This is a genomic window from Affinirhizobium capsici, from assembly GCF_977018625.1.
Genome location: NZ_CDRNXD010000004.1, coordinates 1,635,646 through 1,662,343, shown reverse-complemented (window position 1 = coordinate 1,662,343; position 26,698 = coordinate 1,635,646). Strand labels below are relative to the sequence as shown.

The 26,698-nt window shown below is 55.7% G+C and carries 29 protein-coding genes; 10 read left to right on the top strand and 19 right to left on the bottom strand.

Going from position 1 to position 26,698, the window contains the following annotated elements; genetic code table 11:
• Positions 1 to 155: 155 nt before the first annotated feature.
• Positions 156 to 734 (bottom strand): LabA-like NYN domain-containing protein, encoded by a 579-nt coding sequence (locus tag AC0JZ1_RS11430; RefSeq protein ID WP_471882481.1) that lies wholly within the window; start codon positions 732 to 734, stop codon positions 156 to 158.
• A 286-nt stretch (positions 735 to 1,020) separates the two neighbouring features.
• Between AC0JZ1_RS11430 and rpoZ the strand changes: the two genes are divergently transcribed.
• The 7 genes from rpoZ (at position 1,021) to era (ending at position 7,263) form a co-directional block, all read left to right on the top strand.
• On the top strand, positions 1,021 to 1,431 hold the full coding sequence (gene rpoZ / locus AC0JZ1_RS11425; RefSeq protein WP_471882480.1) for a DNA-directed RNA polymerase subunit omega: 411 nt from the start codon (positions 1,021 to 1,023) through the stop codon (positions 1,429 to 1,431).
• Between the two features lie 120 nt (positions 1,432 to 1,551).
• A complete protein-coding gene (locus AC0JZ1_RS11420; protein WP_471882479.1) occupies positions 1,552 to 3,789 on the top strand; it encodes a RelA/SpoT family protein in 2,238 nt (745 codons plus the stop codon).
• A 134-nt stretch (positions 3,790 to 3,923) separates the two neighbouring features.
• The gene (locus AC0JZ1_RS11415; protein ID WP_471882478.1) at positions 3,924 to 4,076 is read left to right on the top strand and encodes a DUF3563 family protein; all 153 of its coding nucleotides are present in this window, start codon (positions 3,924 to 3,926) and stop codon (positions 4,074 to 4,076) included.
• 293 nt (positions 4,077 to 4,369) lie between these two features.
• Positions 4,370 to 4,789 carry a holo-ACP synthase gene (acpS, locus tag AC0JZ1_RS11410; protein ID WP_471882477.1) on the top strand — a complete coding sequence of 140 codons (420 nt, stop codon included), beginning with the start codon at positions 4,370 to 4,372 and terminating at the stop codon, positions 4,787 to 4,789.
• A gap of 70 nt (positions 4,790 to 4,859) precedes the next feature.
• On the top strand, positions 4,860 to 5,603 hold the full coding sequence (lepB, locus tag AC0JZ1_RS11405) for a signal peptidase I (RefSeq protein ID WP_471882476.1): 744 nt from the start codon (positions 4,860 to 4,862) through the stop codon (positions 5,601 to 5,603).
• Positions 5,603 to 6,319, top strand: a complete 717-nt coding sequence (gene rnc / locus AC0JZ1_RS11400) for a ribonuclease III (RefSeq protein WP_471882475.1) — start codon at positions 5,603 to 5,605, stop codon at positions 6,317 to 6,319. The genes lepB and rnc overlap by 1 nt, the downstream gene beginning before the upstream one ends.
• Before the next feature lie 8 nt (positions 6,320 to 6,327).
• On the top strand, positions 6,328 to 7,263 hold the full coding sequence (gene era / locus AC0JZ1_RS11395; protein ID WP_471882474.1) for a GTPase Era: 936 nt from the start codon (positions 6,328 to 6,330) through the stop codon (positions 7,261 to 7,263).
• A 41-nt stretch (positions 7,264 to 7,304) separates the two neighbouring features.
• Here the strand turns inward: era and AC0JZ1_RS11390 are convergent, their stop codons facing one another.
• Positions 7,305 to 7,700: a hypothetical protein gene (locus AC0JZ1_RS11390; protein ID WP_471882473.1), complete on the bottom strand. Its 396-nt coding sequence runs from the start codon at positions 7,698 to 7,700 to the stop codon at positions 7,305 to 7,307.
• Positions 7,701 to 7,955: 255 nt separating this feature from the next.
• Here AC0JZ1_RS11390 and recO point away from each other — a divergent pair, with 255 nt between their 5' ends.
• Entirely contained in the window at positions 7,956 to 8,708 is a 753-nt protein-coding gene (recO, locus tag AC0JZ1_RS11385) for a DNA repair protein RecO (protein ID WP_471882472.1), read from the top strand.
• Positions 8,709 to 8,713: 5 nt separating this feature from the next.
• Here the strand turns inward: recO and AC0JZ1_RS11380 are convergent, their stop codons facing one another.
• From AC0JZ1_RS11380 to AC0JZ1_RS11325, 12 genes are all read right to left on the bottom strand, one after another.
• A complete protein-coding gene (locus tag AC0JZ1_RS11380) occupies positions 8,714 to 9,934 on the bottom strand; it encodes an MFS transporter (RefSeq protein ID WP_471882471.1) in 1,221 nt (406 codons plus the stop codon).
• 102 nt (positions 9,935 to 10,036) lie between these two features.
• Positions 10,037 to 10,885 (bottom strand): MOSC domain-containing protein, encoded by an 849-nt coding sequence (locus AC0JZ1_RS11375; protein ID WP_471882470.1) that lies wholly within the window; start codon positions 10,883 to 10,885, stop codon positions 10,037 to 10,039.
• Entirely contained in the window at positions 10,885 to 11,544 is a 660-nt protein-coding gene (locus AC0JZ1_RS11370; RefSeq protein ID WP_471882469.1) for an HD domain-containing protein, read from the bottom strand. The genes AC0JZ1_RS11375 and AC0JZ1_RS11370 overlap by 1 nt, the downstream gene beginning before the upstream one ends.
• Complete coding sequence (locus AC0JZ1_RS11365) at positions 11,541 to 14,282, bottom strand: DUF2339 domain-containing protein (RefSeq protein WP_471882468.1); 2,742 nt, start codon at positions 14,280 to 14,282, stop codon at positions 11,541 to 11,543. The genes AC0JZ1_RS11370 and AC0JZ1_RS11365 overlap by 4 nt, the downstream gene beginning before the upstream one ends.
• A gap of 148 nt (positions 14,283 to 14,430) precedes the next feature.
• Complete coding sequence (locus AC0JZ1_RS11360) at positions 14,431 to 15,246, bottom strand: mechanosensitive ion channel family protein (protein WP_471882467.1); 816 nt, start codon at positions 15,244 to 15,246, stop codon at positions 14,431 to 14,433.
• 67 nt (positions 15,247 to 15,313) lie between these two features.
• Positions 15,314 to 15,844: a tyrosine phosphatase family protein gene (locus AC0JZ1_RS11355; RefSeq protein WP_471882466.1), complete on the bottom strand. Its 531-nt coding sequence runs from the start codon at positions 15,842 to 15,844 to the stop codon at positions 15,314 to 15,316.
• Positions 15,841 to 16,449: an HD domain-containing protein gene (locus AC0JZ1_RS11350; protein ID WP_471883425.1), complete on the bottom strand. Its 609-nt coding sequence runs from the start codon at positions 16,447 to 16,449 to the stop codon at positions 15,841 to 15,843. The genes AC0JZ1_RS11355 and AC0JZ1_RS11350 overlap by 4 nt, the downstream gene beginning before the upstream one ends.
• Positions 16,450 to 16,460: 11 nt before the next feature.
• Positions 16,461 to 17,303, bottom strand: coding sequence for a CAF17-like 4Fe-4S cluster assembly/insertion protein YgfZ (gene ygfZ / locus AC0JZ1_RS11345; protein ID WP_471882465.1), 843 nt, complete (start codon positions 17,301 to 17,303; stop codon positions 16,461 to 16,463).
• A 90-nt stretch (positions 17,304 to 17,393) separates the two neighbouring features.
• On the bottom strand, positions 17,394 to 18,143 hold the full coding sequence (locus AC0JZ1_RS11340) for a hypothetical protein (RefSeq protein ID WP_471882464.1): 750 nt from the start codon (positions 18,141 to 18,143) through the stop codon (positions 17,394 to 17,396).
• Between the two features lie 16 nt (positions 18,144 to 18,159).
• Positions 18,160 to 18,417, bottom strand: a complete 258-nt coding sequence (locus tag AC0JZ1_RS11335; RefSeq protein WP_471882463.1) for a hypothetical protein — start codon at positions 18,415 to 18,417, stop codon at positions 18,160 to 18,162.
• Between the two features lie 107 nt (positions 18,418 to 18,524).
• Complete coding sequence (locus AC0JZ1_RS11330; RefSeq protein ID WP_471882462.1) at positions 18,525 to 18,950, bottom strand: TIGR02301 family protein; 426 nt, start codon at positions 18,948 to 18,950, stop codon at positions 18,525 to 18,527.
• Between the two features lie 63 nt (positions 18,951 to 19,013).
• The gene (locus AC0JZ1_RS11325; RefSeq protein ID WP_471882461.1) at positions 19,014 to 19,439 is read right to left on the bottom strand and encodes an NUDIX hydrolase; all 426 of its coding nucleotides are present in this window, start codon (positions 19,437 to 19,439) and stop codon (positions 19,014 to 19,016) included.
• Positions 19,440 to 19,508: 69 nt separating this feature from the next.
• Between AC0JZ1_RS11325 and AC0JZ1_RS11320 the strand changes: the two genes are divergently transcribed.
• Together AC0JZ1_RS11320 and AC0JZ1_RS11315 are read left to right on the top strand one after the other, a co-directional pair.
• On the top strand, positions 19,509 to 19,835 hold the full coding sequence (locus AC0JZ1_RS11320; RefSeq protein WP_471882460.1) for a YnfA family protein: 327 nt from the start codon (positions 19,509 to 19,511) through the stop codon (positions 19,833 to 19,835).
• A 45-nt stretch (positions 19,836 to 19,880) separates the two neighbouring features.
• Complete coding sequence (locus AC0JZ1_RS11315; RefSeq protein WP_471882459.1) at positions 19,881 to 20,648, top strand: SOS response-associated peptidase; 768 nt, start codon at positions 19,881 to 19,883, stop codon at positions 20,646 to 20,648.
• A gap of 77 nt (positions 20,649 to 20,725) precedes the next feature.
• Here AC0JZ1_RS11315 and AC0JZ1_RS11310 read toward each other — a convergent pair whose 3' ends face one another.
• The 5 genes from AC0JZ1_RS11310 to AC0JZ1_RS11290 all read right to left on the bottom strand — a co-directional run bounded on the left by AC0JZ1_RS11310 (position 20,726) and on the right by AC0JZ1_RS11290 (position 26,562).
• The gene (locus AC0JZ1_RS11310; RefSeq protein WP_471882458.1) at positions 20,726 to 20,854 is read right to left on the bottom strand and encodes a hypothetical protein; all 129 of its coding nucleotides are present in this window, start codon (positions 20,852 to 20,854) and stop codon (positions 20,726 to 20,728) included.
• A 220-nt stretch (positions 20,855 to 21,074) separates the two neighbouring features.
• Positions 21,075 to 21,890: a CDP-diacylglycerol--serine O-phosphatidyltransferase gene (pssA, locus tag AC0JZ1_RS11305; RefSeq protein WP_471882457.1), complete on the bottom strand. Its 816-nt coding sequence runs from the start codon at positions 21,888 to 21,890 to the stop codon at positions 21,075 to 21,077.
• A gap of 15 nt (positions 21,891 to 21,905) precedes the next feature.
• Positions 21,906 to 22,607 carry a phosphatidylserine decarboxylase gene (locus tag AC0JZ1_RS11300; protein ID WP_471882456.1) on the bottom strand — a complete coding sequence of 234 codons (702 nt, stop codon included), beginning with the start codon at positions 22,605 to 22,607 and terminating at the stop codon, positions 21,906 to 21,908.
• 128 nt (positions 22,608 to 22,735) lie between these two features.
• Positions 22,736 to 24,622, bottom strand: a complete 1,887-nt coding sequence (locus AC0JZ1_RS11295) for an ABCB family ABC transporter ATP-binding protein/permease (protein WP_471882455.1) — start codon at positions 24,620 to 24,622, stop codon at positions 22,736 to 22,738.
• Positions 24,623 to 24,753: 131 nt separating this feature from the next.
• Positions 24,754 to 26,562, bottom strand: coding sequence for a LysM peptidoglycan-binding domain-containing protein (locus tag AC0JZ1_RS11290; protein ID WP_471882454.1), 1,809 nt, complete (start codon positions 26,560 to 26,562; stop codon positions 24,754 to 24,756).
• Positions 26,563 to 26,698: the final 136 nt, after the last annotated feature.

Here is a 26,698-nt window from a genome sequence, read left to right as displayed (position 1 = left end):
GATCAGTGATCGACCGAGTGCACCATGCCGCAGACGCAGCTATGCGTCTATCGAATGTTTGGAATGGCATTGATCATCATTGATGATGATTGCTCAAACGAAAACGCCCGCGGAAACCACGGGCGTCCCAAACTATCTGCTAAACGAGAGAGGCCTTATGCGCCTTGCACATCCGCAGCCAAGTCATGCGGGCGCGGCGGCCGCTCGGAAGGATCGCGACCAATTTCCGCCTTCAACGAAAGCAGGTCGATGAAGTGGTCGGCCTGGCGGCGCAAGTCGTCAGCGATCATCGGCGGCTGCGTGGCCATGGTGGAAACGACGGAAACCTTACGGCCCTTCCGCTGCAATGCCTCCACAAGCGTTGTGAAATCGCCATCGCCGGAGAAGAGAACGAGATGATCAACTGTCTCGGACTGTTCCATTGCATCGATGGCCAGTTCGATATCCATATTGCCTTTTACCTTGCGGCGGCCCATGGAATCCGTGAATTCCTTCGCTGGTTTGGTAACAACTTTATAGCCGTTATAGTCCAGCCAATCGATCAGAGGACGAATTGAGGAATATTCCTGATCCTCAATTAAAGCCGTGTAGTAATAAGCGCGCAGAAGGTAGCCGCGCTTTTGGAAAGCTTTCAAGAGTTTACGGTAATCAATGTCAAAGCCGAGACTTTTTGAGGCGGCGTAAAGGTTCGCGCCATCTATGAAAAGTGCAATTTTCTCGCGGGGGTCAAACATAAATCCTCATCCGTCCAGCAATACATGTTGCAACCAGTCCGGTGCTCTGCTTAAACCGAATATTAAAGCAGATGCGTAAAAACGGTTGGTAACATTATCATATTTTCATATAACCAGCCTTTACGGCAGGGCGGTCAATATTCCAAGCAACTTTTAGTTGAATATCCTATAGATTTTGGAATGAGAAGGGGGTAAGTCGCCCCATTTCGAGGAAAAACTTGAATTCTGGGCGCTTTGCCTGTATCGGGCATACCAATCCCTGAAATACCGACGCAAAGGACAGGCAATGGCCCGTGTCACAGTAGAAGATTGCATCGATAAAGTCGATAACCGTTTCGAGCTTGTGCTGCTCGCCAGCCATCGTGCTCGCCAGATCTCGCAGGGCGCTGCTATTACCGTCGATCGCGATAACGACAAGAACCCGGTTGTTGCGCTGCGCGAGATTGCAGATGAAACACTTTCGCCTGACGATCTGAAGGAAGATCTAATTCATTCGCTGCAAAAGCATGTTGAAGTGGATGAGCCCGAGCCCGATCCGTCCTCTCTGCTTGCTGCCAATGCCGGTGTTTCCGCGCAGGAAAAGGGTCTCGACGAGGACGATCTGCCGGAAACCATTACCTTCGACCAGATGTCGGAAGAAGACTTGCTGGCAGGCATCGAAGGTCTTGTGCCGCCAGAAAAGAGCGACGATTACTAAGCACGACCGTTTTTGATGCTGCCATTGGCTTAGCATCGTGATTATATGCTGAGGAGCGCCAACTGTTGAGGGTTGGCGCGCCTTTTTCGTTTTAGACTATGGACGAGGATCTTCCTGGGCATGATGCGGCAATACGAGCTCGTCGAGCGGGTTCAGAAATACAAGCCAGACGCAAACGAAGCTCTCCTCAACAAAGCCTATGTTTACGCCATGCAAAAGCATGGCCAGCAGAAGCGCGCCAGCGGCGATCCTTATATCTCCCATCCGCTTGAAGTTGCAGCCATTCTAACGGACATGCATCTGGATGAATCCACCATCGCGGTGGCGCTTCTCCATGATACGATCGAGGATACGACAGCTACTCGTGCCGAAATCGATGAACTGTTCGGCGAAGATATCGGGCGTCTCGTCGAAGGCCTGACCAAGCTCAAACGCCTTGACCTCGTTTCGAAAAAAGCCAAACAGGCTGAAAATCTTCGCAAACTGCTCCTTGCCATTTCTGACGATGTGCGGGTTCTTCTCGTCAAGCTCGCGGACCGTCTGCATAATATGCGCACGCTTGAGCACATGTCGCAGGAGAAGCGGGCTCGCATTTCCGAAGAAACAATGGATATCTATGCGCCACTTGCAGGCCGCATGGGTATGCAGGATATGCGCGATGAACTGGAGGATCTCTCCTTCCGTTACATCAACCCGGAAGCCTATGAGACTGTTACGAACCGGCTTTCGGAATTATCGTCGCGAAACGAAGGTCTGATCACCAAGATTGAAGATGAGCTTAGTGATCTTCTGGTCGCAAATGGGCTGCTGAAGGCGCATGTCAAAGGGCGGCAGAAAAAGCCTTATTCTGTTTTTCGCAAGATGCAGTCGAAGTCGCTCTCCTTCGAGCAATTGTCGGACGTGTACGGGTTCCGCATTCTGGTTGATGATATCCCGGCTTGCTATCGGGCGCTTGGCATTGTGCACACTCGTTGGCGGGTCGTGCCGGGTCGCTTCAAGGATTACATCTCGACCCCAAAGCAGAACGATTACCGCTCGATCCATACAACGATTGTTGGTCCGTCAAGGCAGCGTATTGAGCTTCAAATCCGCACTCGGCGTATGCACGAAATTGCAGAATTCGGTATCGCCGCACACAGCCTTTACAAGGATGGTGAAAACGGCGAGGGCGGAGAGTTGCTCTCCAAGGAATCCAACGCCTATTCCTGGCTGCGCCACACCATTGAGGCCTTGGCGGAAGGGGATAGCCCAGAGGAGTTTCTGGAGCATACCAAGCTTGAACTGTTTCAGGATCAGGTTTTCTGCTTCACGCCAAAGGGCAAGCTGATTGCGCTGCCGCGCGGCGCGACGCCGATTGATTTCGCCTATGCTGTCCATACCAATATCGGTGACACGACGGTGGGCGCCAAGATCAACGGCCGTATCATGCCGCTTGTCACCCGCCTCAACAATGGCGATGAGGTGGAGATTATCCGGTCCGGCGTTCAGGTGCCGCCTGCTGCCTGGGAAGAAATCGTGGTCACGGGCAAGGCGCGCTCTGCCATCCGTCGCGCAACCCGCATGGCTATCCGCAAGCAATATGCCGGGCTTGGCCATCGCATTCTTGAACGCACTTTCGAACGTGCGAACAAAGAATTTTCGCGCGATGCACTGAAGCCGGCGCTCTTCCGCCTCGGCCAGAAGGATGTGGAGGACGCAATCGCAGCGGTGGGCCGCGGCGAGCTTTCTTCTCTTGATGTGTTCCGTGCAGTATTTCCTGATTACAAGGATGAGCGCACCACAATCAAGCCTGCTGCCGATCAGGGCTGGTTCAACATGCAAAGTGCAAGCGGTATGATCTTCCGCCTGCCCGGTGCCGAACGAACCGCCAAGGAGGCGGCGGAAGCGGCTGATCCGCAAGGTGGACCGAGCCCGTTACCAATTCGCGGGCTGGCTGATCATGTGGAAGTGCAGTTTGCTCCTTCAGGTGCCGTGCCGGGAGACCGCATTGTAGGCATCATGCAGGAAGATAACACGATCACCATCTATCCGATCCAGTCTTCAGCCTTGCAGCGGTTTGATGATCATCCGGAGCGCTGGATTGATGTGCGTTGGGATCTTGATGAGGCGAATAAATCACGCTTCATGGCGAAGATCGTTATCAACGCACTGAATGAGCCAGGAACCCTAGCCAAAGTGGCGCAATGCATGGCGCGGCTGGATATCAACATCCGCATGATGACCATGGGCCGGGTCGCGACTGATTTTTCGGAAATGGCTTTGGAACTTGAAGTCTGGGATCTTCGCCAGCTCAATCAGCTTCTTTCGCAGCTAAAGGAGCTGGATTGCCTTTCTACGATCAAACGCGTTTACGATTGATTGTTTTTTAAGCCGCGAATGTCACGGATTAGGCAGGCTATGCGCATAGCGCATAGCAGGGTCGGAAAAGCTGTCTATAGTGATTTAAATCGTTTCATCTTATATCTTGTGCATCGCAACAAGGAGATGAACTCATGTTCAAGCCACTTCGCAAAATCGCTCGTTCGCTGCGCGCTCCAACCGTTCAGGAACGTGAAATGGCCTATCTTAATGAAGCCAACGACGCTATTGAGCTGGAATACCGTATGCGCCAGGTTGACCGCGGCATGTTCCGCAAGAGCTTCTAATCAAAAATGTTAAGCACCCGCGTGGGGTGCTGTTGTGCAGTGCATTATGGTTGCACGATGATCTCGATTGGGGCAGTGCTGTTTTGCATTTAGTGCATAGCACTCATGCCCCGCGAGGATTGGTTATACCGCTTGATATTCTCATTCGGTCTCAAGCTCATTGTCTCTCCAACTGCTTTGATCTATCGCCTTGAAAACTGCGCGCGCATGCCGATCTTTTGCGCGGATATTGCAGTGATTATAATGCCAGAAAAAGGTAAGTCACCTTTTTGAGGCAGGGCGAAAGGATCGCGATGATTATTGGCATGGGTAGCGACCTGATCGACATCCGGCGGGTTGAAAAATCCATCGAGCGTTTTGGCGAACGATTTACGCATCGCTGCTTCACTGAAATCGAGCGTAGAAAGTCTGATGCACGCAAAATGCGTGCTGCATCCTACGCCAAGCGTTTTGCCGCCAAGGAGGCCTGTTCCAAGGCGCTCGGCACTGGGCTTGCCCAGGGCGTGTTCTGGCGCGATATGGGCGTTGTTAATCTTCCCTCCGGTAAGCCGACAATGCTGTTGACAGGCGGGGCAGGGGAGAAGCTGGCAGAACTTCTGCCTGCCGGACACGAAGCTGTCATTCACCTCACCATTACCGATGAATTCCCCTACGCACAGGCGTTCGTCGTGATTGAAGCGCGTCCAATCGGTGCGCAAGCCATCACTCCGTAGCGCTCAGCCATTGCCCGCTCAATCCGAAGGGTTTAGAGAAGCGCTAAAGCCGATAACGAAAGTCGTCCACGTGTCCGAAAAAGCTGAAAAGTCGCAGAGCTCACTCTGGGAAAACATCAAGGTCATCATTCAGGCTCTCTTGCTGGCGATGGTCATTCGCACAGTGCTGTTTCAGCCCTTTACGATTCCGTCTGGCTCAATGATGCCGACCTTGCTTGTGGGCGACTATATCTTCGTCAACAAGTTTGCCTACGGCTATTCCAAATATTCGCTGCCGTTCTCACCGGATCTGTTCTCCGGCCGTATTCTGGCGAGTGAACCGAAGCGGGGCGATGTTATCGTGTTCCGTCTGCCGACCGATCCGAATGTCGATTACATCAAGCGTCTCATCGGCCTTCCGGGCGATCGCGTTCAGATGATCAATGGTGTGCTGCATATCAACGGCCAGGCTATCCCAAAACAACCGGATGGCAGCTTCACCTCCGATTACCGCCTTGATCCAGGTTCTGACGTGCCTGTCTTCCGCGAGACGTTGGATACCGGCAAGACTTACGATACGCTGGATCAATCGCCGGATTCGCGTGGTGATAACACGCGTGAATTCGTGGTGCCGGAAGGCCATTATTTCTTCATGGGTGACAACCGCGACAACTCGCTGGATAGCCGTTTCGATGTGGGCTATGTGCCCGCAGAAAATCTTGTCGGTCGCGCGAGCGTGATCTTCTTCTCTCTTGGCAACGACACGTCGTTCCGTGAAATCTGGAAATGGCCAGCCAATATGCGTTGGGATCGCCTTTTCAAGGTGGTCAACTGATGAAGCAAGCCACGCTTTCTGCCGAGCAGACGTCAAAGCTGGAAACCGTTATCGGGCACGAATTCAAGGACAAGCAGTGGCTTGATCGTGCCTTGACCCATTCCAGCACTGGCGGCGGCAAAAGCTCGAATTACGAGCGGCTGGAATTCCTGGGCGATCGGGTTCTTGGTCTTTGCGTGGCGGAACTGCTCTTCAGTACCTTCGCCAATGCGACGGAAGGTGAGCTTTCGGTTCGCCTGAACCAGTTGGTAAGCGCTGATAGTTGTGCCAGTATAGCCGACGAGCTAGGCCTCTATCAGTTCATTCGTACTGGCTCCGATGTGAAGAAACTCACAGGCAAGCGCATGATGAACGTGCGCGCCGATGTGGTGGAAAGTCTGATTGCGGCCATTTATCTCGATGCAGGGCTGGAAGCGGCGCGACGCTTCATTCTTCAGCATTGGGAAAAGCGGGCGAAGAGTGACTCAGCTGCCCGCCGGGATGCGAAGACAGAATTGCAGGAATGGTCACATGCAAAATTTGGCCGTACGCCGATCTACCGCGTGGATGATCGTTCCGGTCCCGACCATGAGCCGCGCTTCACTGTGACCGTCGAGGTTCAGGGTGTCGCACCGGAAACGGGCGTGGATCGGTCCAAACGTGCGGCAGAGCAGGTTGCTGCAACGAAATTGCTTGAGCGCGAAGGCGTGTGGCAGAAGCCTGAGAGTGAAGGCTGAAGGGTTTTATGAGCGAAAATAACGACATGCCCGGCGAAGGTGCCGGTTCCCCGACCCATTCAGGCTTTGTGGCGCTGATCGGCCCGACAAATGCTGGCAAGTCCACATTGGTCAACCGATTGGTGGGTGCAAAGGTCTCCATCGTTAGCCACAAGGTGCAGACGACCCGTGCGGTGATGCGTGGTATTGCAATCCATAACAACGCGCAGATCGTTTTCATGGATACGCCCGGCATTTTCAAGCCGCGCCGCCGGCTCGATCGCGCCATGGTCACCTCTGCCTGGGGTGGCGCTAAAGATGCCGATCTCATTCTGCTGTTGATCGATAGCGAGCGCGGCCTTCGCGGCGATGCCGAGGCTATCCTGGAAGCACTCAAAGATGTGCCGCAGCCGAAGATCCTGGTGCTGAACAAGATCGATCGTGTGAAGCATGAGGATTTGTTGAAGCTCACCTCTGCGGCCAATGATGCCGTGCAGTTTGATCGGACCTTCATGATTTCCGCCACCACCGGTTCTGGCTGCGATGACCTCATGAACTATCTGGCAGAACAGTTGCCAGAAGGTCCATGGTATTACCCGGAAGACCAGATCTCCGATTTGCCCATGCGCCAGCTGGCCGCTGAGATCACCCGCGAAAAGCTGTTCCTGCGTCTTCATCAGGAGCTTCCCTATTCCTCGCATGTGGAAACGGAAAAGTGGGAAGAGCGCAAGGACGGTTCAGTTCGCATTGAGCAGGTGATTTACGTCGAGCGCGACAGCCAGAAGAAGATTGCTCTCGGTAAGGGCGGTGATGCGATCAAGGCCATTTCGACAGCGTCACGCAAGGAGCTATCGGAGATCCTTGAGCAGCCCGTGCATCTCTTTCTATTTGTGAAGGTGCGTGAAAACTGGGGTGATGATCCCGAGCGCTTCCGCGAAATGGGGCTTGAATTCCCCAAAGGTTAAATGAGGTAAGCGGAGCATTCCCATGCTCCGCTCCCATCGTGTTATTGCTTCTGGCGGTCCATGAGTGCCTTGACTTCCTGGAAGCGGCGGCGCTGTTCGTCTTCTTTCTCTCCGGCCGAATAGCAAGTCTTGGAAATGCAGAAGCGCTTCAAACCAAACGGTGCCTGTGCCTTGTCAAACTCGCATTCGACTTCATCGTTGAAATCGGTCGATTCCGGGTTCTGGCGTGTGGAGTAAGTCAACCGCGCGCCCGGCGGGTCAAGCTCTGGGAAAGATTGCACAACGCCTGTTTTTAGCGTCGGCGAAAGAAGAAAATTCTTAGCAACGGTAACGCAGGCCTGTTCCAGACCGGGGGATTGCGCGGCAGCCATGGTGGGCGCTGCGGAAATCATGGTTGGAAGAACAAGAAGGGCTGCAGCGAGGGATGCCTTGCGCATGGTGTCTCCGGAATTTGTTTACGCGCCAGCAACTTCAAAGAGCCGCCTTTGGTTCCATACTCCACAAGGTGAATCGCTTAAATGTTCCACCTGTTGCAGAAATTAAACTCTGAAGCCTATCGCGATCTTTTAGATTCGATGTAACGCCTTAGGTACTTGTATTTGGGCATGTCGTTATCGCAACACCGCTCCACACTTTTGCGCGACATGCGGTAGGTCGCCATTGTAGCGGCTCCAACGAGGCTGAAGGCGGCCATGCAGTGGCAGGATGAAGGCATTATTATCGGCGTAAAGCGCCACGGCGAAACAAGCGTCGTGGTGGAACTGATGACGCGATCTAAAGGGCGCCACCTCGGGCTTGTACGTGGCGGGCGATCACGCACCATGCAGCCGGTATTGCAGCCCGGAAATCGTGTGGAGGCCGTCTGGCGTGCGCGACTGGATGAGCATCTGGGGGATTTTCGCCTTGAGCCTATGCAATTGCGTGCTGCGCGATTGATGGAAAGTGCCACCGCTTTGTACGGCGTGCAGGCCATGGGAGCGCTTCTCCGCCTGCTGCCAGAACGCGACCCGCATCCGCATCTTTTCGAGGCTCTGGATCTCATTCTCGAACATATCGATGATCCGCGCGGCGCTGGGCCTCTCTTCGTGCAGTTCGAACTCGCCGTTCTCAACGATCTTGGTTTCGGTCTGGATTTGAGCGAATGCGCGGCTACCGGCCTTCGCGAGCAATTGGTGTATGTTTCGCCGAAAAGCGGTCGCGCAGTCAGCCGGGAGGCAGGCGCACCCTGGGCAGAGCGCATGCTACCCTTGCCCGCCTTTCTTACCCCTGAGGCAGATCCCAAGCTGAGTGTTCAAGACCTAAAAGATGCTTTCCGCCTCAGCGGCTTTTTTCTCCACCGTCATGTCTATGAACCGCGGGGTATTCAAGAAAATGCCGCCAGGGACGGGTTTGTCCAGGCGGCATTGAAAGCCGTCGGCAAGCTTCATGAGCCTGACGCAGAGTAGAATCCTTACGCAGCGCTTGCGGCTAACCTGTCGACCGCTTTTTCCCGAATGGGCCAATGCACTGCGGCAGCAAAGAGGCCCAGCACGACCCCAAACCACCAGACCGGATCGTAGGAACCGAAGTGGTCATAAAGGTAGCCGCCCATCCATACGCCGAGGAATGAGCCGATCTGGTGTGAGAGAAACACCATGCCGCCCAGAAGCCCAAGATGTCTCGTTCCGAACATGATGGCCACGAGCCCGTTTGTGGGAGGCACTGTCGAGAGCCAAAGCAAGCCCATCACCGAGGCGAAGATCACCACTGAGAGCGGCGTTTGCGGCAAGAGCAGAAATGCAGCGACCGCAATGGAACGCCCGATGTAAATGTAGGCCAGAAAATACGGCTTCGAGTACCTTTGGCCGATATACCCTGCTGCTAATGAACCGATAATATTGAAAAAACCGATCAGAGCCATGGCGATCACGGCATAGCGGGCCTCAATTCCAATGTCACCGAGATAAGCAGGAAAGTGTGCAGTGATGAAAGCAATCTGATAACCGCAGACGAAGAAACCGCTGGTCAGAAGCAGATAGCTCCGGTGGGAGAAAGCTTCACGCAGTGCCTCCGCCACGCTCTGCTGTACGGCAGAGGCACTCTGGGTTCCCGAATTGGCATTGCCGCGTAAGGGGAAGGCAAGCACCGGTATCAGCAGCATCATAGCGCCCATGATGACAAGGCTATCCGACCAGCCGTAGAGATTGATCAGGCTTTGGCTCAGCGGGGCAAAGAGGAACATTCCGGCAGAACCAGCTGCAGTGCCGATGCCAAACGCCATGGAGCGTTGCTGCGGTGTAACGTGGCGGGCGAAAGCCGAGAGAACGACGCTAAATGACCCGGCCCCAATTGCCATGCCCATTAATACGCCACCGCCGAGATGAAGCCATATGGGCGCTGTTCCGTGCGACATCAGCAGCAAGCCAGCAGCATACAATACGCCGGCTGCAATCAACACGCGGCCTGTGCCGTAGCGATCTGCGAGGGCGCCAAAGAATGGCTGGCTAAGGCCCCAGAACAGATTTTGGAACGCCATCGCCAAACCGAATGTGGAGCGGTCCCAGCCCGTATCGGAGAGCATGGGTAGCTGGAAAAAGCCCATCGAAGACCGGGGGCCGAAGGTCAGCAGGACAATCAGCGAGCCCGCAGTGATGATGAGCCACGGCATTGTGCCGGACGCTTGCTTATTCATTTCCAACTCCCCCTCAAGTGTCGGCAACATAGACCTGTAAAGGGAAAAACCAAGCGTGAATTGTTTATGAGTTCCATCAAGTGCTGTGATGGAAGAGGGCGGTCAGCCCCTCTTTTTTAGGGGCCAGGCCTGTCGTTCCCCGACGATTTCGAAGCTCTGCCCAACCTTCAGTTCACCTGAGCCCACCGGGACGGCATTCCAACCGAACAGGACTCCGGGCACTCGGCGATCCGCAGACATGCGGATGCGGCCCATGGCCAGCATGGGGCTTGCAACGTCTCGCGATCCGGTTAGCTGATCCTGAGTCGTCATGATGCAGCGTGTGCAAGGTTTGACCAGCTTGAACAGAATGGAGCCGATCCTCACAGCCTCCCAACCATCTTCGGCAAAGGGAATATCGTAGTCCAGTACGATGTTGGGCCGAAACCGCTCCATGGAAACAGGAGGTTCCCCGTGCGCTGCCATGTTCTCATTCAAGTCAGCAAGAGAAGCCGTGTTGGTGATGAGAACCTGATAGCCATCGCCGAAAGCTACGGGGCTTTCCATGCCCACCCACTCTACACTCGCCAACCGGTGCGATTGATCGTCGAAGTGGACAAGTCTCAGATCCCGCTTCAGCCAGTCGGAGAGCGTGGCCGAGACAGATGCACTGGCAAGGGCTGCATCCACCTGCGAATCCCAAACACGTGCTGTTATTCGTTGAGATTTGTCGTCCAGCGATACATGTAAAGGAACGTAACCATCCTTGGAGAGAATGAGTGCATCGCCTTCCTGCCTCGCGCCGATTTGCGCAAGCTCAGGCATTTCACGCTGAGTCACGAACTTGCCGGTAGGGTCGGTCAGCATCCAGCGCCGGTCACCCATAAGGCCAAATTCATCGCAGATCGAGCGTTCCAGCGAAATTCCGCGAGCGCTTTTCAAAGGGTAAATGTGAAGGCTCGCGATGTGCATCAGTTGTCCCTTATCTCATCCAGCAGAAGATCGTAGACAAGCTTTAGGCGATCCTGTCGCTCTTGGGCAAGCTGGCGGCCGGTCTCTGTTTGAAAACCCTCGGCCAGCTTGAACAGTTTGGCAGGAAAATGATCGAGCGCGAATGCCTTGTCATTGAGAGGGCGGGTTGCCGCTTGAGGGTCCACAGGATCGTAGATCTGGCTGCTCATGCGGCCTGCCACATAAAAGCAGCGCGCTGCGCCAATCATCCCAATGGCATCCAGTCGATCCGCATCCTGCAGGATCTGCGCCTCCAGGGTTTCGGGTCGGATGCTTGCGGAAAAACTGTGCGCTTCAATGGCATGGGCCACGCGCCGGGTCCGCTCCGCATTCCAATCGAGGCTGGCGAGGAGCGCTCCCGCCTTGCGGGCCGCCATGCGCGATGCCTCCTGCCGAAGTGGCGAATTTTTCTCTACACTCACGCAATCATGTAGCAATGCTGCCGCCGCGATCACCTCTCCATCGCCACCTTCCTTTGCATGAAGGCGCATGGCATTGCGAAAAACACGAGCGATGTGTGCAAGATCATGCGCGCCGTCGTCACCGCTAAAAGCATGCGGAAGAAGCTCCGCCGCCAGATGTTCGTAAGGGGCGAAGCTCTTGGTTTCTGCGCGGTTCATTGTGTCACAACCTCATCATCTCGGCTTTTGCGATCGCGGGCCATGAGCTTTTGATAGAATAGTCCGATGCCGATGAGAACCACGCCAAGGCCAATGAAGGACAGCGCCCGCAGAATTCCTTCGAGATTGGACATATCGATAAGGAAGGCCTTGCAGACAGCGATGAGCACCAGCACCGCGGACGTGAGGCGGAGGCTACGTGCGGCAAAGCGTGAACCGAGCGCCAAAAGGCCAACGCCGATCAATAGCCACACCACGGTGTATGTATAGGTCTCCGCTGGAATGTAACCTTTCCAGTGGGCAATATGGGGCCCTTGCCATGCCCAGCGGACAGTCAACGTTGCCCAGGCAAAGCCAAGGATGGCGGATGTAACGGCCAGCATCACCACATAAGCCTGCGGTCTCTTGCCCCGAGCGTAAGCGGCAAGACCGGCATAGCCAAGTGCTGGCAGAAGATAACCCGGCAGAAGCAGGTTAATCAGCGGCCATTTGCCGACATTCTCATCGGTGAAATAGGGGTTCAACCCTCCGAGATGCAACGAGAGAATGTTCAGAGTGGCGAGAATGCCCGCAAGCATCGACCCGTAGCGGAAGGCTCGGCTCGGGCTTCCAAAATCGAGCGTCATCAGAATGCCGGAGAGCCCCACCAGAAGCAGCGTATAGATGCTTTGTTCGCCAAGGCTTGGAACGGCAGAGTTCAACACGCCACCCTGCATGGCGTGTCGCACCAGAATGGCGATGGTAAGCAAGGTCATGAGAGAGGCAAGGCCTTGAAGGGCGTTGAGCGCCCGCCGACCGGGCCAATTGCGCAGCAGCCAGCACGAGGCAATAAGGAGAGCAGCCGGAATGCCGTAACCCGCGAGCAGCGCGTTGAAGATCGGAGTGGTGGAAAGATTTTGCGCGCCGACGATGGTCGGTTCCCAACCGATACGAATGAGTACCACGGCTGTGGCAGCAAGCATGGCCCAAGGTAGGCCACGCCAGCGAAGACGGATATTGGCGATCACGAATAGGAAGCCGATCACGGCAACACCAACCGTGGTTATCAGTCCCTGGGTGAGGCAGTGCAAAGCGAGCGCCAGTGCGCCGAATGAACCGAGGCTCAGAAGATCACGTGGCAGATCCGATGACGCAGAGTCATCTTCATGCCCTCGCGTGGTGGAGATTGCCGTAGCAAAAAGAGCGCCCGCCGTCAGCATCATGACAATAGCATGCGGCCAGTCGCGTCCCAGGTGCCCGTAGTTCGCGAAAGAAATCGTTGCGAGCACCAGCGGTACGGCGGATGCAAGAATGGCCCAAAGTGCGCTGAATTCCGGATCGATTTGGCGGTGGCGACGAATGAACAGAATACCGCAAATGGTGAAGATGCCACCGAGAATAAGGCCACCCAGAGCTTCGGGCGCAAGGCCGCTGAGCCAGCCACTTGCTGCCGCTTCTGGGAGGCTGGGCGAGATGGTGCGGCTCGCATCGAGAAGTGCAAACAGGGCAAGGCCCCAGATGGCGGTCAGGCCAGCAAAAATGGCTGGAATGGTTGCCGTGCGGCGACCAGCACCAAGACCTGCGAGACAGCCGGTGACTGCGACGAAGATAAGAACCGGGTCTGCCAGTGAGGGAAGATCGGCGGCAACCATGCTCAAGACCGAGAGCATGATGGCGATGGACACCGAAATCATGATGCCCTTCGGCGAACGCGCCATCAGTCTTCTTGCGCGCCGCCAGATGCTGCGCGGCGGAGCAGAATCGTTAATAGTGCTTTCGAAATTCTTTGCTGGCCAGATGAAGGCAGTGCCAAGGATCATGACGATCAGCGCAATTCCCGGCGCGGTGGCTGATGCGAAGAAAGCGGGCTCTTCCGTCAGGTAGAGGGCACTCCAGCTGCCAGCAATCCAGAACATAAGCAGAATATTTGCAAATGACGGCAAAAAACGCCAGCGGCGGATTCTCGCGGCAGTGGCGGCAGCCAGCCAGACCAGGCTGAGATAGCCGAACAGCGTGTAGAAATTCGGTTTGTCGGACGACGCAAGGAGCGGCGTCAGCAGTGAGGCGACGAGGCCAAGGCCTGCGAGAGTCTGGCCGTGCAACAGCGAAAGGGCAAGAGTGGCAAGTGCGATCACACTCAATAGAATGAAAGCGAGAACTGGCCCGATAAAGTCGTAATAAGCAAAGGCCGTATAAACCGTTGCCATGAGCGTGATGCTCGCGGCAGCCGTCAAGATGCCGGGCACCAATGCATTATTATAGTTTTCGGGTAGCTTTGGCATGGCGCCGCGGCGGATCATTTCTCCTGCGACGGCCAGTGCCAAACCGAAGAGTGCGGCGAGGATCAAACGCGGGACCGGCCCCAAAAGCCCGGCATCGATGGAGTAACGAACCAGGAAAATGCCACCAAGCGCCAGCGCAAGGCCGCCAACCCAGACGGCCCAACGCGCACCCAGCCGGCTCTCAAAGCTTTCTTCCTGCTCAACTTTTGTAGCGATGGTCGCAGCAGCCTCAGGGACTGTCTGTTCCTCTCGCGAAGCTGCTTCGATAGTGGGCTCGGCAGCAGCAAGCGCTTCGGCTCCTGCCGCCTCCGCGTCTTCCACGACCTCACTGTCTGCAATAACCGGAGAAGGAGCGCCCTTCGTCAGTTGTTCCTGGAGATGCTTGATCTGAAGCTCAAGAACGTTCAGCCGTTGGGACTGACGTTGCTGCCTGCTGAAGAGCGCAATGATTGCGATAAGAACCAATAACTCGAGCATACAAACTCCGCCTCAAGCATCAGGCCTGGCCAAGTCTATGGCGCCGAATGCAGACAAATGATGCGACAATGAGAGGCCGTCTCATCCCCCCGCTCGCCCTTGGCTTTCTATATATTTACAAAGACCTTGGAAAGGAACGCTCTGTCATTCAGGCCGTACGAATGGGAATGTTCGCCTTGGCAAAAGCTTCGCGCGTGTGTGCCGTCATGTCACGCGAGACCTGCCACCAGTTTGCTGTTGTTGCCCAATAGCGAACGGCAATCATGGCTCCTGTATCGGTCAGATCCACCACAAACGCCGCTGGGGCTGGTTGCTTTAGCACGCGCTCATCCGCACGGACGAGATCCAGCAAGATTTCCAGCGAACGTTCAATTGCTTCCTTGTCCGCCACATGCAGTTTGAAATCATGCATACGTGTCGGCAGGCGACTATGGTTGGTGACTGGCACATTCCAGAGCAGTGAATTCGGCGTCAAACGGTAGAGGCCGTCATAGGTTTTCAGTTCCGTTGCAAAAAGGCCAATATCCTGCACGGTGCCGCTCACGGCTGGCGTCTCGATATATTCACCGACGCGCAAGGGGCGCAGCACCAAGAGCATGATTCCCGCAGCAATATTCTGGAGCGTTCCCTGTAGAGCCAAGCCGATTGCGAGGCCGATTGCGCCAAGCGCTGCAAGAATGGAAGCCGTCTGCACCCCGAATTGGCCAAGCACCATCACAATGACGATGACCAGCACCGCATAGCGGATGATGTTGGAGAAGAATTGCGCAAGCGTTGCATCAATGCCGTGGATGCGTCCAAGGCCCTGCCGAGCCCAGCGGCTTAGAAGCCCGGAGGCAAGCCAACCAATGATAAGAAGGATCACTGCTCCAAGAAGGGAGAATGAATATTGTACCGCGAGTGCAGAAAGTTGCGTCAGTGCCGCACGACTGGCGACCACGAGATCAGAAGCCTGTTGCTCCATGAGGGACATTCTCCATGCATATCAGCAGCAGAACTGGCGCAGAGGGCAGGCGGGTCAAGAGGTAGTGTCAGACCGTATGCAGAACTTTCGCCGAGAAAGCGAAGGGAGCATTGCCATCCGTATCAGCGCCGCGACCTATTCGTTTGACGGCGGCAATAAGTTTGCCTTGCCGATTGAGCAGACGATCCGTGATGTCAACAATCCGGGCATTGGGCGTGGCATAGGGCGAGGCAGCCCGAAGCCGAAGCACAAGCTCCTCATCGTCCTGATCGGGGTGGACGGCAAGTGCTGCGGCAAGTGCTGCGGCAGGCGAACGGGAAACGCCCATCCAGCAATGGATGAGAAGTGGAAAGCTTTGGTCCCACTCTTTAACGAAATCCAGCAATTGTCCGATATGGACCTCATCGGGCGCAATGAGATCGCCTGTGCCTTTGAAGGCGATATCGTTCATCTGCAACGTGAGATGCCGGTCAGCCGCGATGACCGCAGGTCGGTGAAATGCCTGCTCCTTTGCAATCAGCGTCACCATTTCTCGCGCTTTGTGGCGAACAGCCATTTCCGCGATGCGGGCGAGGGGAGAAACAACGATCAGGCTCAAGACGCTTGCACCGAATGACTGCCGCGTTGCCTGTCCAACGTCTCAAACCTGTCTAAAAACTGTTGCTGTGCCTGAGCGGCGGAGAGTGGAACGAGCAGGATTGAATCTCGTGCAATTCCGCGTGGAAGGCCGAAGAATTTGCGCGCTTCCTGTGGCGTAAAACCGGCAAGTTCTGTTGCCTCGAAAAAGGCGGCAATCGTGTCTGCCTTCTTTATACGCGTCTTCAGCTCTTTAGTTGGATGGGCCGGAAGTCCAAAGCGCAGATGAACGGCCGCCTCCAGGCGATGTTCTACCGTTTTATAGCCGCCGCCGACGACGGCCTTGAACGGCGAAATCATGTCACCGATCACATATTCAGGCGCGTCGTGCAGCAGCGTCATCATAAGGTCGGTGATGGTCGCGGAGGGGTTTTGCAGGCGAAATATATGCTCCACCACCAGGCTATGTTGCGCAACGGAAAAGGCGTTGTCGCCGTGGGTTTGTCCATTCCAGCGGGCAACGCGCGCAAGACCATGGGCAATGTCGCTAAGCTCTATATCCAGTGGCGAAGGATCCAGAAGATCAAGCCTGCGGCCTGAAAGCATGCGTTGCCACGCACGCGCCATGACTTTCTCTGTCACGTTTCGGCCTCTTCAGCAGCAGTAGGAAAGCCAAGGCCGCTCCAGGCAGGCAGCGAAAGTTGAACCGGAATATCACCGGCCAGAATGTCGACGCCCTGTTGTATCGCCTCTCCAGCGCGATCAATGCGAACGATGGCAAGGCCAGCCTTATCCACAACGGTGCCAAGCGTGCCAATTGGCTTGGCACCGGCCGTCAATTCCGTGCCGCTTGGCGGAAGAGCGCTGTCACCGTGGACATGCACAACGCGCCGCCGTGCCGTGCCGCGATGCTGCATGCGGGAGACAACCTCCTGACCGACATAGCATCCCTTCTTGAACGAGACGCCGCCATCCTTGTCGAACAGGATATCATGCGGAAAAGCATCCTGTAGGGCAAAGTCACGGCCAGAGATGGCCAGGCCCGCCTCAATACGAAGAGCATCGTAAAGTTTGAGATCGCCGCTTCCCACTAGGCCGGGAGCGCGTCGAACCTGAACGCCACCCAGGCTAGAAGCCGAATCGACAACGCCTGTGGCAAGATCGGCATCCTCTCCCCAGCTGACCGTTACACCCTGTCCTTCAATTGCAATCGCCACAGCTGCACGCAGCTTATACATGGTCAGCCGTTTGATAAGCGCGTCGGCTTGCAGAGTGTCGCATTCAAGAATGAACGCCATGCCCGAACGCCAGATCAGAAAGTCAAAGAGAATTTTCCCTTGTGGCGTCAAAAGCGCTCCAGGCCGTGCCTCGCCAGCGGGCAAGCCTTCCACATCCGTGGTGATCAGATTGTGCAGAAAGCCTTCTGCATCAGCACCGGATATGCTGATGAGGCTTCGTTCTGGAAGGGCGATTTTGGGCATGAGACTCGTGTCCGCTTTTAGCGCTTTGGGGCTCACAGATAAGGTGAGCACCCAACCAAGGCAAGCGTTACACGCACGGAAGGCGCGTTATCAATCGCCGCCAGCAAATAGCTTCCACTTGCCGTCCGGCGTAATGCCAATGCGGTAGAAATTGTAATTATTGCCTTCTTCCATCGCCGCCAGATCGCCAGCGGTGATGATGCGCAGCAATTCGATCTTTTCCGGCGCAGTCAGCGTATTCAATGGCTTGCCGACGAAATAGGGCCACACATACATCTCATCCGGCTTACCGATATTGATGTGGGCAGCGCCCGGCTGCAGCAGGTCCATCATGATCGCCATGATTTCCAAGCCGTCCGGGTCGCCAGACAGGCTCTTGACCGCTTCAATGGCATCACCTTCCGCTCCCACCTGCATCTGGGCAGGATCGAAAGCGACGAGCGGGCGCAGCTTTTCAATATCGCCGGTGGCCGCTGCGGCGATAATCGATTCGCGCATCTTGGCGACAGGTTCCGGCAGTTTGGAAATATCGCGAATGATTTCGACATTACCACTGGCGCGGATTTCGCCCGGCGTTGCAATTGCTTTGGATGATGAAGGCGATTCTGCCGCGGGTGCCTGATTCGTAGAGGAGGGCGCCAAGGGGGCAGCCGGTGGCTCAGTCGTGACGGCGGGTGCCTGCGCAGGCGGTTGACCTTCCGCTTGCGCAAGCTGGGCAGGTCCAGTCAATGCCAACATACCCGCCGGGGCGGCCAGGACAGGCAAAGGCATAACAGCCATGCTCGCGGCCAGAAGACAGGATGCGCCGATGCGCACCGTTGCGGCGGGGTAGTGCCTCATTTTGTATTCCTGATCTTTATTGAATCGAACGCTCAGGCGAGAATTCTCCCGCAAGCATGCGTTGACGCAGAGATTCCAGCATGGCTTCCGCTCCGGCTTCGCCATGGAGACGAATCGTTTCGCGCATAGCCAGGGCAATAGCAGCATCAGCAATGATTTCCGGCTCAATTCCGTCTGCACGGCCATCAGCCCAGGCCTCATTCTGATACTCGAGCGCCACCTGCATCTTCTCGTGAACAATCATGTCGTCGATGTCGTTGCGCGCAGTCTGCATCTGTAATCCTCATACAAGGGGTGCCTGTTGTTTACCGACACGTTAACAACTCTAGCAGCCTTTTATCAAAACGACATGCCCCGATGGAGAAAGAGGTAAATAAACGGCTAATTTCCGTAGCGCGTCGCTATTTCCGCCGCCAGTGTTGCACCTTCGTTACGGTAAGTTTCTTCAGCCGATCTTGCTGCCGGCGTGCAGGATGTGTGCACCGCTGCAAATGCCCTGTAACCTCGATTGAAGGATGCCGTCAATTTCTCTCGTCGTTTGGGTTCATTTATGGTTTCCGCGTCGAGCAAAGCCTGCATTGGGGCACGCCAATCGGAAGACGCTGCGCCGCATAGATTGCGGAGATAGTGCACTGATCCCAAAATTTCAGCCAGCCGCACAAGGCGCGAATCATAGGGTGCAACCTTCTCTTCCACTCCAGGGTTTTGTGCAGGCTGAGGCGGTTCGGGTGCCGCGCTCTTCTTCTGTGCAGCAGCTGGCCCTGAAAGCCCAGCCACCAACAAAGCCATGAGAATCAAACGGAACATGAAGGCGGCCTATCTTCTGTGCTTGTGCGATATTCTATGAGTGCCGTGATAGATGATTCGCCCTCAGATGGCTTCTTGCTTGGCAGCCAATCGTTCAGCGCACTCCAAAACGCTGGCTGGTACGGGTAGGGTGCGTATCTCTTCGGCCGTGTACCATCCAGCATCGCTCGCATCGTCAGCCGCTATGGCCTGTGCCTGCGAATCGGATTGCACCAGGAAAACCGAGAGAAAGAAATGGCTGATGATTCGGCCAGAGGCGTCTTTGGTCGGCAAATCATAGGTCGCAAACAAAACCGGATCGCGCACAGGAATGCCGGTTTCTTCCTCAAACTCGCGAAGTGCGGTCTCTTCCGGCGTTTCGCCATCTTCTGCGCGACCACCCGGAAATGCAAAGAGATCCGCAGAGGGTGGATTGCGGCGGCGAATGAGCAGGAAGCGACCCTCACGTTCCAGAATGGCGGATGAGGCTGCGCTGACTTTCACGGACATGAATACTTGCTCCAGAGGCCTTTTGGGCATTTCTATTGAATTGCAGATGTGGAACTGCGACACAGACACATGGCAACCTATCTGTTCTTCGCCTTTGCCGCATTAGCGGAAATTTCCGGCTGTTTCGCGTTCTGGGCCTGGTGGCGGCTGGGCAAATCTGTTTTCTGGCTGGCTCCGGGTATCATCAGTCTTATTAGCTTTGCCTGGCTGTTGGCGCTCGTGGAAAGCGAAGCTGCAGGACGCACCTTCGCGGCCTATGGCGGCATCTATGTGGCGGCTTCCATGTTGTGGCTTCTAACTGTTGAGGGACGTGTGCCGGATCGCTGGGACTTGGCGGGTTCTGCACTCTGTCTGGCGGGCTGCGCGCTTATTCTACTCGGGCCAAGACCGAGTTGATCGGCGATTCTTGACGCATACCATGGGCAGTGCCATTTCTGAATCATGTGTGGACGCTATGCCCTGACCGCGACACCCGAGGATATTCTCGAATTCCTCAGCGTGATCGACATCGACGATTTTCCGAAGCGCTACAACATTGCGCCGACGCAACCGATCCTCCTGATTGTCGCGGGAGAACATAGCTCGCCCGGCAGCAACCTTCCGCCACGAAAGGCTGTGCTGGCTCGATGGGGGTTCATTCCGGGTTGGGTAAAAGATCCGAATGACTTTCCACTTCTTATCAATGCCCGCGCGGAAACGGCAATCGGCAAAGCATCCTTTCGTGCGGCCATGCGCCATCGCCGGGTCCTGATACCAGCCTCTGGCTTTTACGAATGGCATCGGCCATCGAAGGATGAGGGCGGCAAGGCGCAAGCCTATTGGATCAAGCCGCGGAAGGGCGGGATTATCGCCTTTGCGGGCTTGATGGAGACGTGGAGTTCGGCAGACGGATCGGAGGTCGATACGGCGGCCATTCTTACCACTCATGCCAATGCAGCCATCAAGCCCATCCACGCACGCATGCCGGTGGTCATTCAACCTGAGGATTTTGAGGCATGGCTCGATTGCAAGACGCAGGAACCAAAGGCAATCCAGAACCTGCTAGCGCCAGTTCAGCCGGATTTCTTCGAGGCCATTCCAGTGTCAGATCGCGTCAATAAAGTTGCAAACATGGGGCCAGATGTGCAGGAGCGGTTGCTGGATGCAAAACCCTTGCCGGAACCATCAGGCAAGACGGCTAAGGACAAAGGACAGCTCTCGCTTTTTTGAGACAGCATATTTCAAAACAAATCGGCCGCGTTGGGCGTTACCCAATGCGGCCGATCGCGATCTCACAAATCAAGGCTTCAGGCCTTCTTCAGCGCATTCCGCTTCACCATCAATGCGGCCGCGACAACAGCCTTGATGGCAAGTGGGCGCAGAGGGGCGTGAAGATCGTTGGTGTGCTTGGATGCAGCGTGTTGAGCCTGTTGCATAATGTCTCCTCCAGAAACTGATTCTTGTGCAGCTTATTTGCAGAGGAAAACAGGCAGAAGTTTGTCTTGTCTAGATCTAAATCAAATTCTCTAAGCTTATTTTAATCATTAACAATTCGTTACTAGAGAATGTTTTGAGTTAATCCGGAGTGTAAGTTTTGCGCAAGCTTGGTATAGAGTTGCTTTACTGCGGTGCACAAAATCGTCCAGTATCCCTATTCTAAATGTTCGCGTGATCATCTTCAATGGTCAACGTGCCGTATCGGCGCTTCCAGGCACGGGCAGAGAAGGGGAGGAAGAGGAGATAGGCAACGGCAGTCACAGAGAGAACCTGCCAAGTATAGCTCATCAAAAGCGCAACATAGATGACAACGCCCAAAAGAAGCGGCAGCATCAAATCTCGACGTACCCGTGTCTCTGATTTACCCGACCAGACCGGCACGCGGCTGACCAACAGATAACCCATCAGTACAGTGTACAGGGTTGCTCCGACGGCGAAGCCGCCGCTCGTATCGATACCCAGAAAGCCAAGATAGACTGGCAAAAGCACCAGAAGTGCGCCCATGGGTGCTGGCACGCCAACAAAGAACTCGGATTGCCACTTCGCTTTATATTCTCTCTCAGCCATCACATTGAAACGGGCGAGGCGCAGGCCTGCAGCGATGGCGTAGATCAAGGCTGCAATCCAGCCGAGAGAGCGCATTTGATCCAGCACGAAAACATAAAGAACAAGAGCAGGGGCTACGCCGAAATTGATGATGTCGGCCAGCGAATCCATTTGCACGCCGAATTTCGACGTTGCCTTGAGTGCCCGGGCGACCCGTCCGTCAATACCATCCAGAAAGGCTGCCAGAAGTACCATGGCCACGGCGAGTTCGAAGCGGCCTTCGAAAGCGAGGCGGATGCCAGTCAGGCCCGCGCAGATCGCGAGCACTGTGATCAGGTTCGGCACCATGAGCCGTAAAGGGATCTCGCGAAAACGAGGACCACGTGCGTCGTCGTTATCGTCTCGTTCCGGGCTTACGTTTTCACTCATGGTAGCCTCTATGGGTCAATTGCGACGGCTGATCGTCGGACCTTTGATCGTGTTGAATTCGGCAATTACGGTCTCGCCGCCGATGGTGCGCTGACCAAGGGAAACACGCGGCTGGCCGCCTTCCGGCACATAAACGTCGAGGCGCGAACCGAAGCGGATAAGGCCGAAGCGTTCACCGGCGTCCAGTGGCTCGTTTTGATGAACGAAGCAAAGGATGCGGCGGGCAACGAGGCCTGCGATCTGCACCACGCCCAGCTTGCCGTGCTTGGTTTCAATCACCATGCCGTTACGTTCATTGTCCACGCTCGCCTTGTCCAGTTCCGCATTGACGAACTGGCCAGGGCGATAAACGATTTGAGAAACCCGACCTCGCGCTGGTGCCCGGTTCACGTGGCAATCGAATACGTTCATGAAGACGGAGATGCGCAGCATCGGCTCATTGCCAAGATCGAGTTCCGCAGGCGGAACGACCATCTGAACGGAAGACACCCGACCGTCAGCCGGGCTGATGATGATATCGTCATCCTGTGGCACGACGCGTTCCGGATCACGGAAGAAGTATGCGCACCACAATGTCAGAACCAGGCCGATCCAGAACAGCGGGGCGGCAATGAGGCCCAGGACGAGCGATGCCACGAAGAAGGCGATGACGAAGATATAGCCTTCCTTGTGGATCGGAACGAGTGTGTTGCGGATGGTATCGAGTAGATTGACCAAAGGTTAGTCTCCAGATTGTCCAGCTTTTGGTGCTTGGATAAGCTGACTACAGGCAAACACGCGACGGAGCAATCCGGTTCCGACTTTGGCAACAGGCCATAACGATGAAGCGATTAACCGTGAATGTCTTATGTGGCGGGCGGTTTGCGCACCACAACGCCCATGTCATCGCTTTCTCGGACCTGCCGCAAATGCTCTTCCGCTTGCGTTGCTTCGCGCTGACGGTTCCACATTGAGGCATAAAGCCCGTTTTGTGCCAGAAGCCCTGCATGTGTGCCGCGTTCTGCAATCTGCCCGTCGCGCAATACGATGATTTCATCTGCGTTGATGACAGTGGAAAGGCGGTGCGCGATGACCAGCGTCGTGCGGTTCTTGGATACAACGTCGAGAGCCGCCTGAATTTCCTGCTCTGTCGTTGTGTCGAGTGCGGATGTCGCCTCGTCGAGAATGAGAATTGGCGGCGCCTTCAAAATAGTACGCGCAATGGCAACGCGCTGTTTTTCACCACCGGAGAGCTTCAATCCACGCTCGCCCACCATGGTCTTGAAGCCATCGGGAAGTTTGCGAATGAAGGTCCCGATTTGCGCGACATCGGCGGCCGCCAGCACCTCATCTTCGCTGGCCGAAATACGACCATAGCGAATGTTATAGGCAATCGTATCGTTAAACAGCACCGTATCCTGCGGCACCATGCCGATGACGGCTCGAAGGCTCGTTTGCGTCACATCACGCACATCCTGCCCATCGATGCGAACAGACCCCTCCTGGATATCGTAGAACCGATAAAGCAAGCGCGAGATTGTGGATTTGCCCGCACCGGAAGGCCCAACGATAGCCACCGTCTTTCCTGCCGGAACCTCAAAGCTGATGCCCTTCAAGATCGGGCGTTCCGGGTCATAGGAAAAATGAACATTCTCAAACGTGATATGCCCGTTCCCGATCTGAAGCGGGGTGGCATTCGGCTTGTCCACCACTTCGGCCTTCACATCGAGAAGATCGAACATCTGTTCGATATCGGTCAGGCCCTGGCGGATTTCGCGATAGACAAAGCCGATGAAGTTCAGCGGAACGGAAAGCTGGATGAGCAGCGCATTGACGAAAACGAAATCTCCAATCGTCTGCTCCCCACGTTGAACGGCCATGGCAGACAATACCATCATGATGGTGGTGCCGAGGCCGAAAATCACGCCCTGTCCAAAGTTCAGCCAGCCAAGCGAGGTCCACACTTGTGTGGCCGCCTTTTCGTACCGGGCCATCGAGGCATCGAAGCGCTCTGCTTCCATCCTCTCATTGCCGAAATATTTGACAGTCTCGAAATTCAGGAGCGAATCGATGGCCTTGGTGTTGGCATCGGTATCGCTCGCATTCATCGAGCGGCGAATGCCGATGCGCCAGTCGCTGGCGCGGATGGTGAACCAGATATAGGCCCAGACTGTGATGGCGGTGACCGCGACATAGGTGAAGCCATAGGCCCACCAGAATATGATCGCCGTCAACAGGAACTCGATCAGCGTGGGAACCGAGTTGAGAATGGTGAAGCGAACAATGGTTTCAATGCCCTTGGTGCCGCGCTCGATGATGCGCGAAAGGCCGCCCGTTTTGCGTTCCAGATGGAAGCGCAGGGATAGCTGGTGCATATGCACAAACGTCTTGTAGGCGAGTTGGCGAACCGCATACTGCCCGACGCTGGCAAACAATGAATCGCGCAGCTGGTTTAGGGCCAGCTGGATGATGCGCGTGAGGTTATAAGCAATGACGAGCGCCACGGCACCCAGCAAAAACATGGGCAGGATGCCCGCCATATCCAGTTTGCCGTTCAGCGCGTCTGTCGCCCATTTGAAGAAATAGGGTACGCCAATGAGAACAAGCTTGGCGACAATCAGAAAAACCGTCGCCCAGATCACGCGCGCCTTGAGATCTGGACGCCCGCTCGGCCACATATAGGGCCATAGGTTCACGATGGTTTCCAGCGGATTGCTGGAATCCGCTGAAACGGTTTTCTGCTTGTCTGCCATGGGTGCCTCCGAAAGGAGGCTCTCACTTACGCGTTGCGGCTTTGCAATTCAACGCGTCACACGGGAAGTTGGGGGAAATTCGTCTTCGTCTGTATTAGAAAGTAAAAGGCGCCGTTTCCAGCACCTCTCGCTCAATTTTTCTTAAGCCGATCACGATGCATTTTTTCGGCTTCCGTCTCAGGCAGGGCATCTTTTGGCACGCCGAAGATCTGGCCCGGCTGGATCACATCGGGATTGGCGATCTGATCCTGGTTCGCGAGGTAGATCGTGGTGTAGCGAACACCTTGACCATAAACGCGGCGAGAAATCTGCCAGAGCGTATCGCCGCGGCGAATGATGACGGATGCGGCATCGCTCTTGGTCAGCGGAGCCTGTTCGATGGTGCGCGGCGAAGCAGATGGAGAAGCCTCGGACATCTGGTTGTTCGCCGGTACGCTCACCTGCGGCGCAATTTGCGTTGAAGGCAGAGCTGAAGAGGTGACCCGAGCAATCATAGCACCCAGAGTTTCAAGGTTTTTGCCAACCGTCTCAACATCCTTTGGAAGCGCTTCCAGTGTCGCCAGCGCATCTGATGCAGCCTTGATGGTGGTCGCCGCGATGGCACTCGTGTTTGCGTCTACACCTGCTGGAAGTCGGTATTCCGTCAATGAACGAAGCGAAATGGTCACCGCGGACCGAGCCGCAGCTACCTGTTCCATGCTGGGCGTTGCGCCATTGGCATAAAGATTTTGCAATAGCCGGAATGCCTTGCCCACCTCGTTGCGAAGCTTGTCGAACGCGCCGGAATCAATCGGGGTGAGCGGGGAGCCATTTTGTGGCGAAGCAACGGCCGCAACCTGATCGCCTGCGGGGCGGTTGAATGGAACCTCAACGCGCACCAGTGCCTGGTCCGAAGCGCCGACCTGATCCACTGCGATCTTGTGTTCGCCGACGCTCAGTTCACGCGTGCCATCAATCACAAAGCTGCCGTCAGGATTGGCGGTTGTCTGGCCCAGAAGCTGGCCATCCGCGTAGGCTTTCAAGCGAGCGCCGGGCTTGGCCATGCCAGCCACGAACAGCTTGCTGCCTTCCACTTCCACCGCACTGACCTGAAGGTCGGCAGGCGGGGTTGAAGTCGTGGCGGCCGGTGGAATTTGCGTCGAGGACGCGGAAGCGGATGGTACTGCTTCGGCGCTTGTCGCGCTCGAAGGTGCCTGGGTGGCTGGCTCGCTTGCGACCTTGTTTTCGGGCTGTTTTGCCGCAGAGTCAGCGGCGACGCGTTCCGTTTTGCCCTGCGGGGCGGGCTTTGCTAGAATGCGGCTTGCTTCGCCGGGCTTGGTCACCATGGCCAGCAGTTCGCTTTGCTTATTCTGCGGAACGGAGACGGTTGCGATTTCCTCCGAGATGACGGTCTTGCCGTCCGGCGTCGTTGCCTTCAGCACGAGCTGGTGATCGCCAGCGGGCAGGGGCTTTTCCAAAATGGCAACAAACTCACCAGCCTTGTCTGCTGTTGTCGTTGCAACTGTTGTGGCCTGATCCATCACCTCGATACGCGCACCGGCGGCGGCTCGGCCGGCAATCACCGTGGAGCCGTCGGGCTCAACGCGCAAGACGTCGAAGGTTGGAATGATAGATGCGTCGGTGGTGGTTTTTGCCGGTGCCGCCGGAGCCTTTGCATCTGCGCTGCTCTTTTCAGGCGCTGGCAGCAGGTCCGGCTTTGGAGCGGCAGGGGAATTTTGATCGGAGGGGTTAGCAGTCTGCGGCTGCGAAGGCGCTGTGGGCGTCTGCGCTGCAGTCCCATTTCCAGCCGTTTGCGGCTTTGCTTGGTTGCTTGCAGAATTAGCGGACGTGCCTGAAGGCTTATCTTCGCCCGAAATCCGAGGCATGACAAAAAACACCATCAACACGGTGGCTATGGCGAGAGCTGCAAGGGCAAGCAAGACGGCACGATTAATCATCAAAACCTCTCCTGGCGGCACTCCGCCAATCGCTTCGGATTACAGGTTTCGTCATCAGTTCACAAGGATTGGTGGCCTTTTGCACTTGCCGCAAACCGGTTTCCCCGTCACTTTTAAGCAGGTAATTTATCAATTTGAG

Excerpts from the sequence above, each read along its gene's own strand:
- AC0JZ1_RS11430 (WP_471882481.1), bottom strand. The coding sequence starts at position 734 with ATGTTTGACCCCCGCGAGAAAATTGCACTTTTCATAGATGGCGCGAAC.
- rpoZ (WP_471882480.1), top strand. The coding sequence starts at position 1,021 with ATGGCCCGTGTCACAGTAGAAGATTGCATCGATAAAGTCGATAACCGT.
- AC0JZ1_RS11420 (WP_471882479.1), top strand. The coding sequence starts at position 1,552 with ATGATGCGGCAATACGAGCTCGTCGAGCGGGTTCAGAAATACAAGCCA.
- AC0JZ1_RS11415 (WP_471882478.1), top strand. The coding sequence starts at position 3,924 with ATGTTCAAGCCACTTCGCAAAATCGCTCGTTCGCTGCGCGCTCCAACC.
- acpS (WP_471882477.1), top strand. The coding sequence starts at position 4,370 with ATGATTATTGGCATGGGTAGCGACCTGATCGACATCCGGCGGGTTGAA.
- rnc (WP_471882475.1), top strand. The coding sequence starts at position 5,603 with ATGAAGCAAGCCACGCTTTCTGCCGAGCAGACGTCAAAGCTGGAAACC.
- era (WP_471882474.1), top strand. The coding sequence starts at position 6,328 with ATGAGCGAAAATAACGACATGCCCGGCGAAGGTGCCGGTTCCCCGACC.
- AC0JZ1_RS11390 (WP_471882473.1), bottom strand. The coding sequence starts at position 7,700 with ATGCGCAAGGCATCCCTCGCTGCAGCCCTTCTTGTTCTTCCAACCATG.
- recO (WP_471882472.1), top strand. The coding sequence starts at position 7,956 with ATGCAGTGGCAGGATGAAGGCATTATTATCGGCGTAAAGCGCCACGGC.
- AC0JZ1_RS11380 (WP_471882471.1), bottom strand. The coding sequence starts at position 9,934 with ATGAATAAGCAAGCGTCCGGCACAATGCCGTGGCTCATCATCACTGCG.
- AC0JZ1_RS11375 (WP_471882470.1), bottom strand. The coding sequence starts at position 10,885 with ATGCACATCGCGAGCCTTCACATTTACCCTTTGAAAAGCGCTCGCGGA.
- AC0JZ1_RS11370 (WP_471882469.1), bottom strand. The coding sequence starts at position 11,544 with ATGAACCGCGCAGAAACCAAGAGCTTCGCCCCTTACGAACATCTGGCG.
- AC0JZ1_RS11365 (WP_471882468.1), bottom strand. The coding sequence starts at position 14,282 with ATGCTCGAGTTATTGGTTCTTATCGCAATCATTGCGCTCTTCAGCAGG.
- AC0JZ1_RS11360 (WP_471882467.1), bottom strand. The coding sequence starts at position 15,246 with ATGGAGCAACAGGCTTCTGATCTCGTGGTCGCCAGTCGTGCGGCACTG.
- AC0JZ1_RS11350 (WP_471883425.1), bottom strand. The coding sequence starts at position 16,449 with ATGGCGCGTGCGTGGCAACGCATGCTTTCAGGCCGCAGGCTTGATCTT.
- ygfZ (WP_471882465.1), bottom strand. The coding sequence starts at position 17,303 with ATGCCCAAAATCGCCCTTCCAGAACGAAGCCTCATCAGCATATCCGGT.
- AC0JZ1_RS11340 (WP_471882464.1), bottom strand. The coding sequence starts at position 18,143 with ATGAGGCACTACCCCGCCGCAACGGTGCGCATCGGCGCATCCTGTCTT.
- AC0JZ1_RS11335 (WP_471882463.1), bottom strand. The coding sequence starts at position 18,417 with ATGCAGACTGCGCGCAACGACATCGACGACATGATTGTTCACGAGAAG.
- AC0JZ1_RS11330 (WP_471882462.1), bottom strand. The coding sequence starts at position 18,950 with ATGTTCCGTTTGATTCTCATGGCTTTGTTGGTGGCTGGGCTTTCAGGG.
- AC0JZ1_RS11325 (WP_471882461.1), bottom strand. The coding sequence starts at position 19,439 with ATGTCCGTGAAAGTCAGCGCAGCCTCATCCGCCATTCTGGAACGTGAG.
- AC0JZ1_RS11320 (WP_471882460.1), top strand. The coding sequence starts at position 19,509 with ATGGCAACCTATCTGTTCTTCGCCTTTGCCGCATTAGCGGAAATTTCC.
- AC0JZ1_RS11315 (WP_471882459.1), top strand. The coding sequence starts at position 19,881 with ATGTGTGGACGCTATGCCCTGACCGCGACACCCGAGGATATTCTCGAA.
- AC0JZ1_RS11310 (WP_471882458.1), bottom strand. The coding sequence starts at position 20,854 with ATGCAACAGGCTCAACACGCTGCATCCAAGCACACCAACGATCTTCAC.
- pssA (WP_471882457.1), bottom strand. The coding sequence starts at position 21,890 with ATGAGTGAAAACGTAAGCCCGGAACGAGACGATAACGACGACGCACGT.
- AC0JZ1_RS11295 (WP_471882455.1), bottom strand. The coding sequence starts at position 24,622 with ATGGCAGACAAGCAGAAAACCGTTTCAGCGGATTCCAGCAATCCGCTG.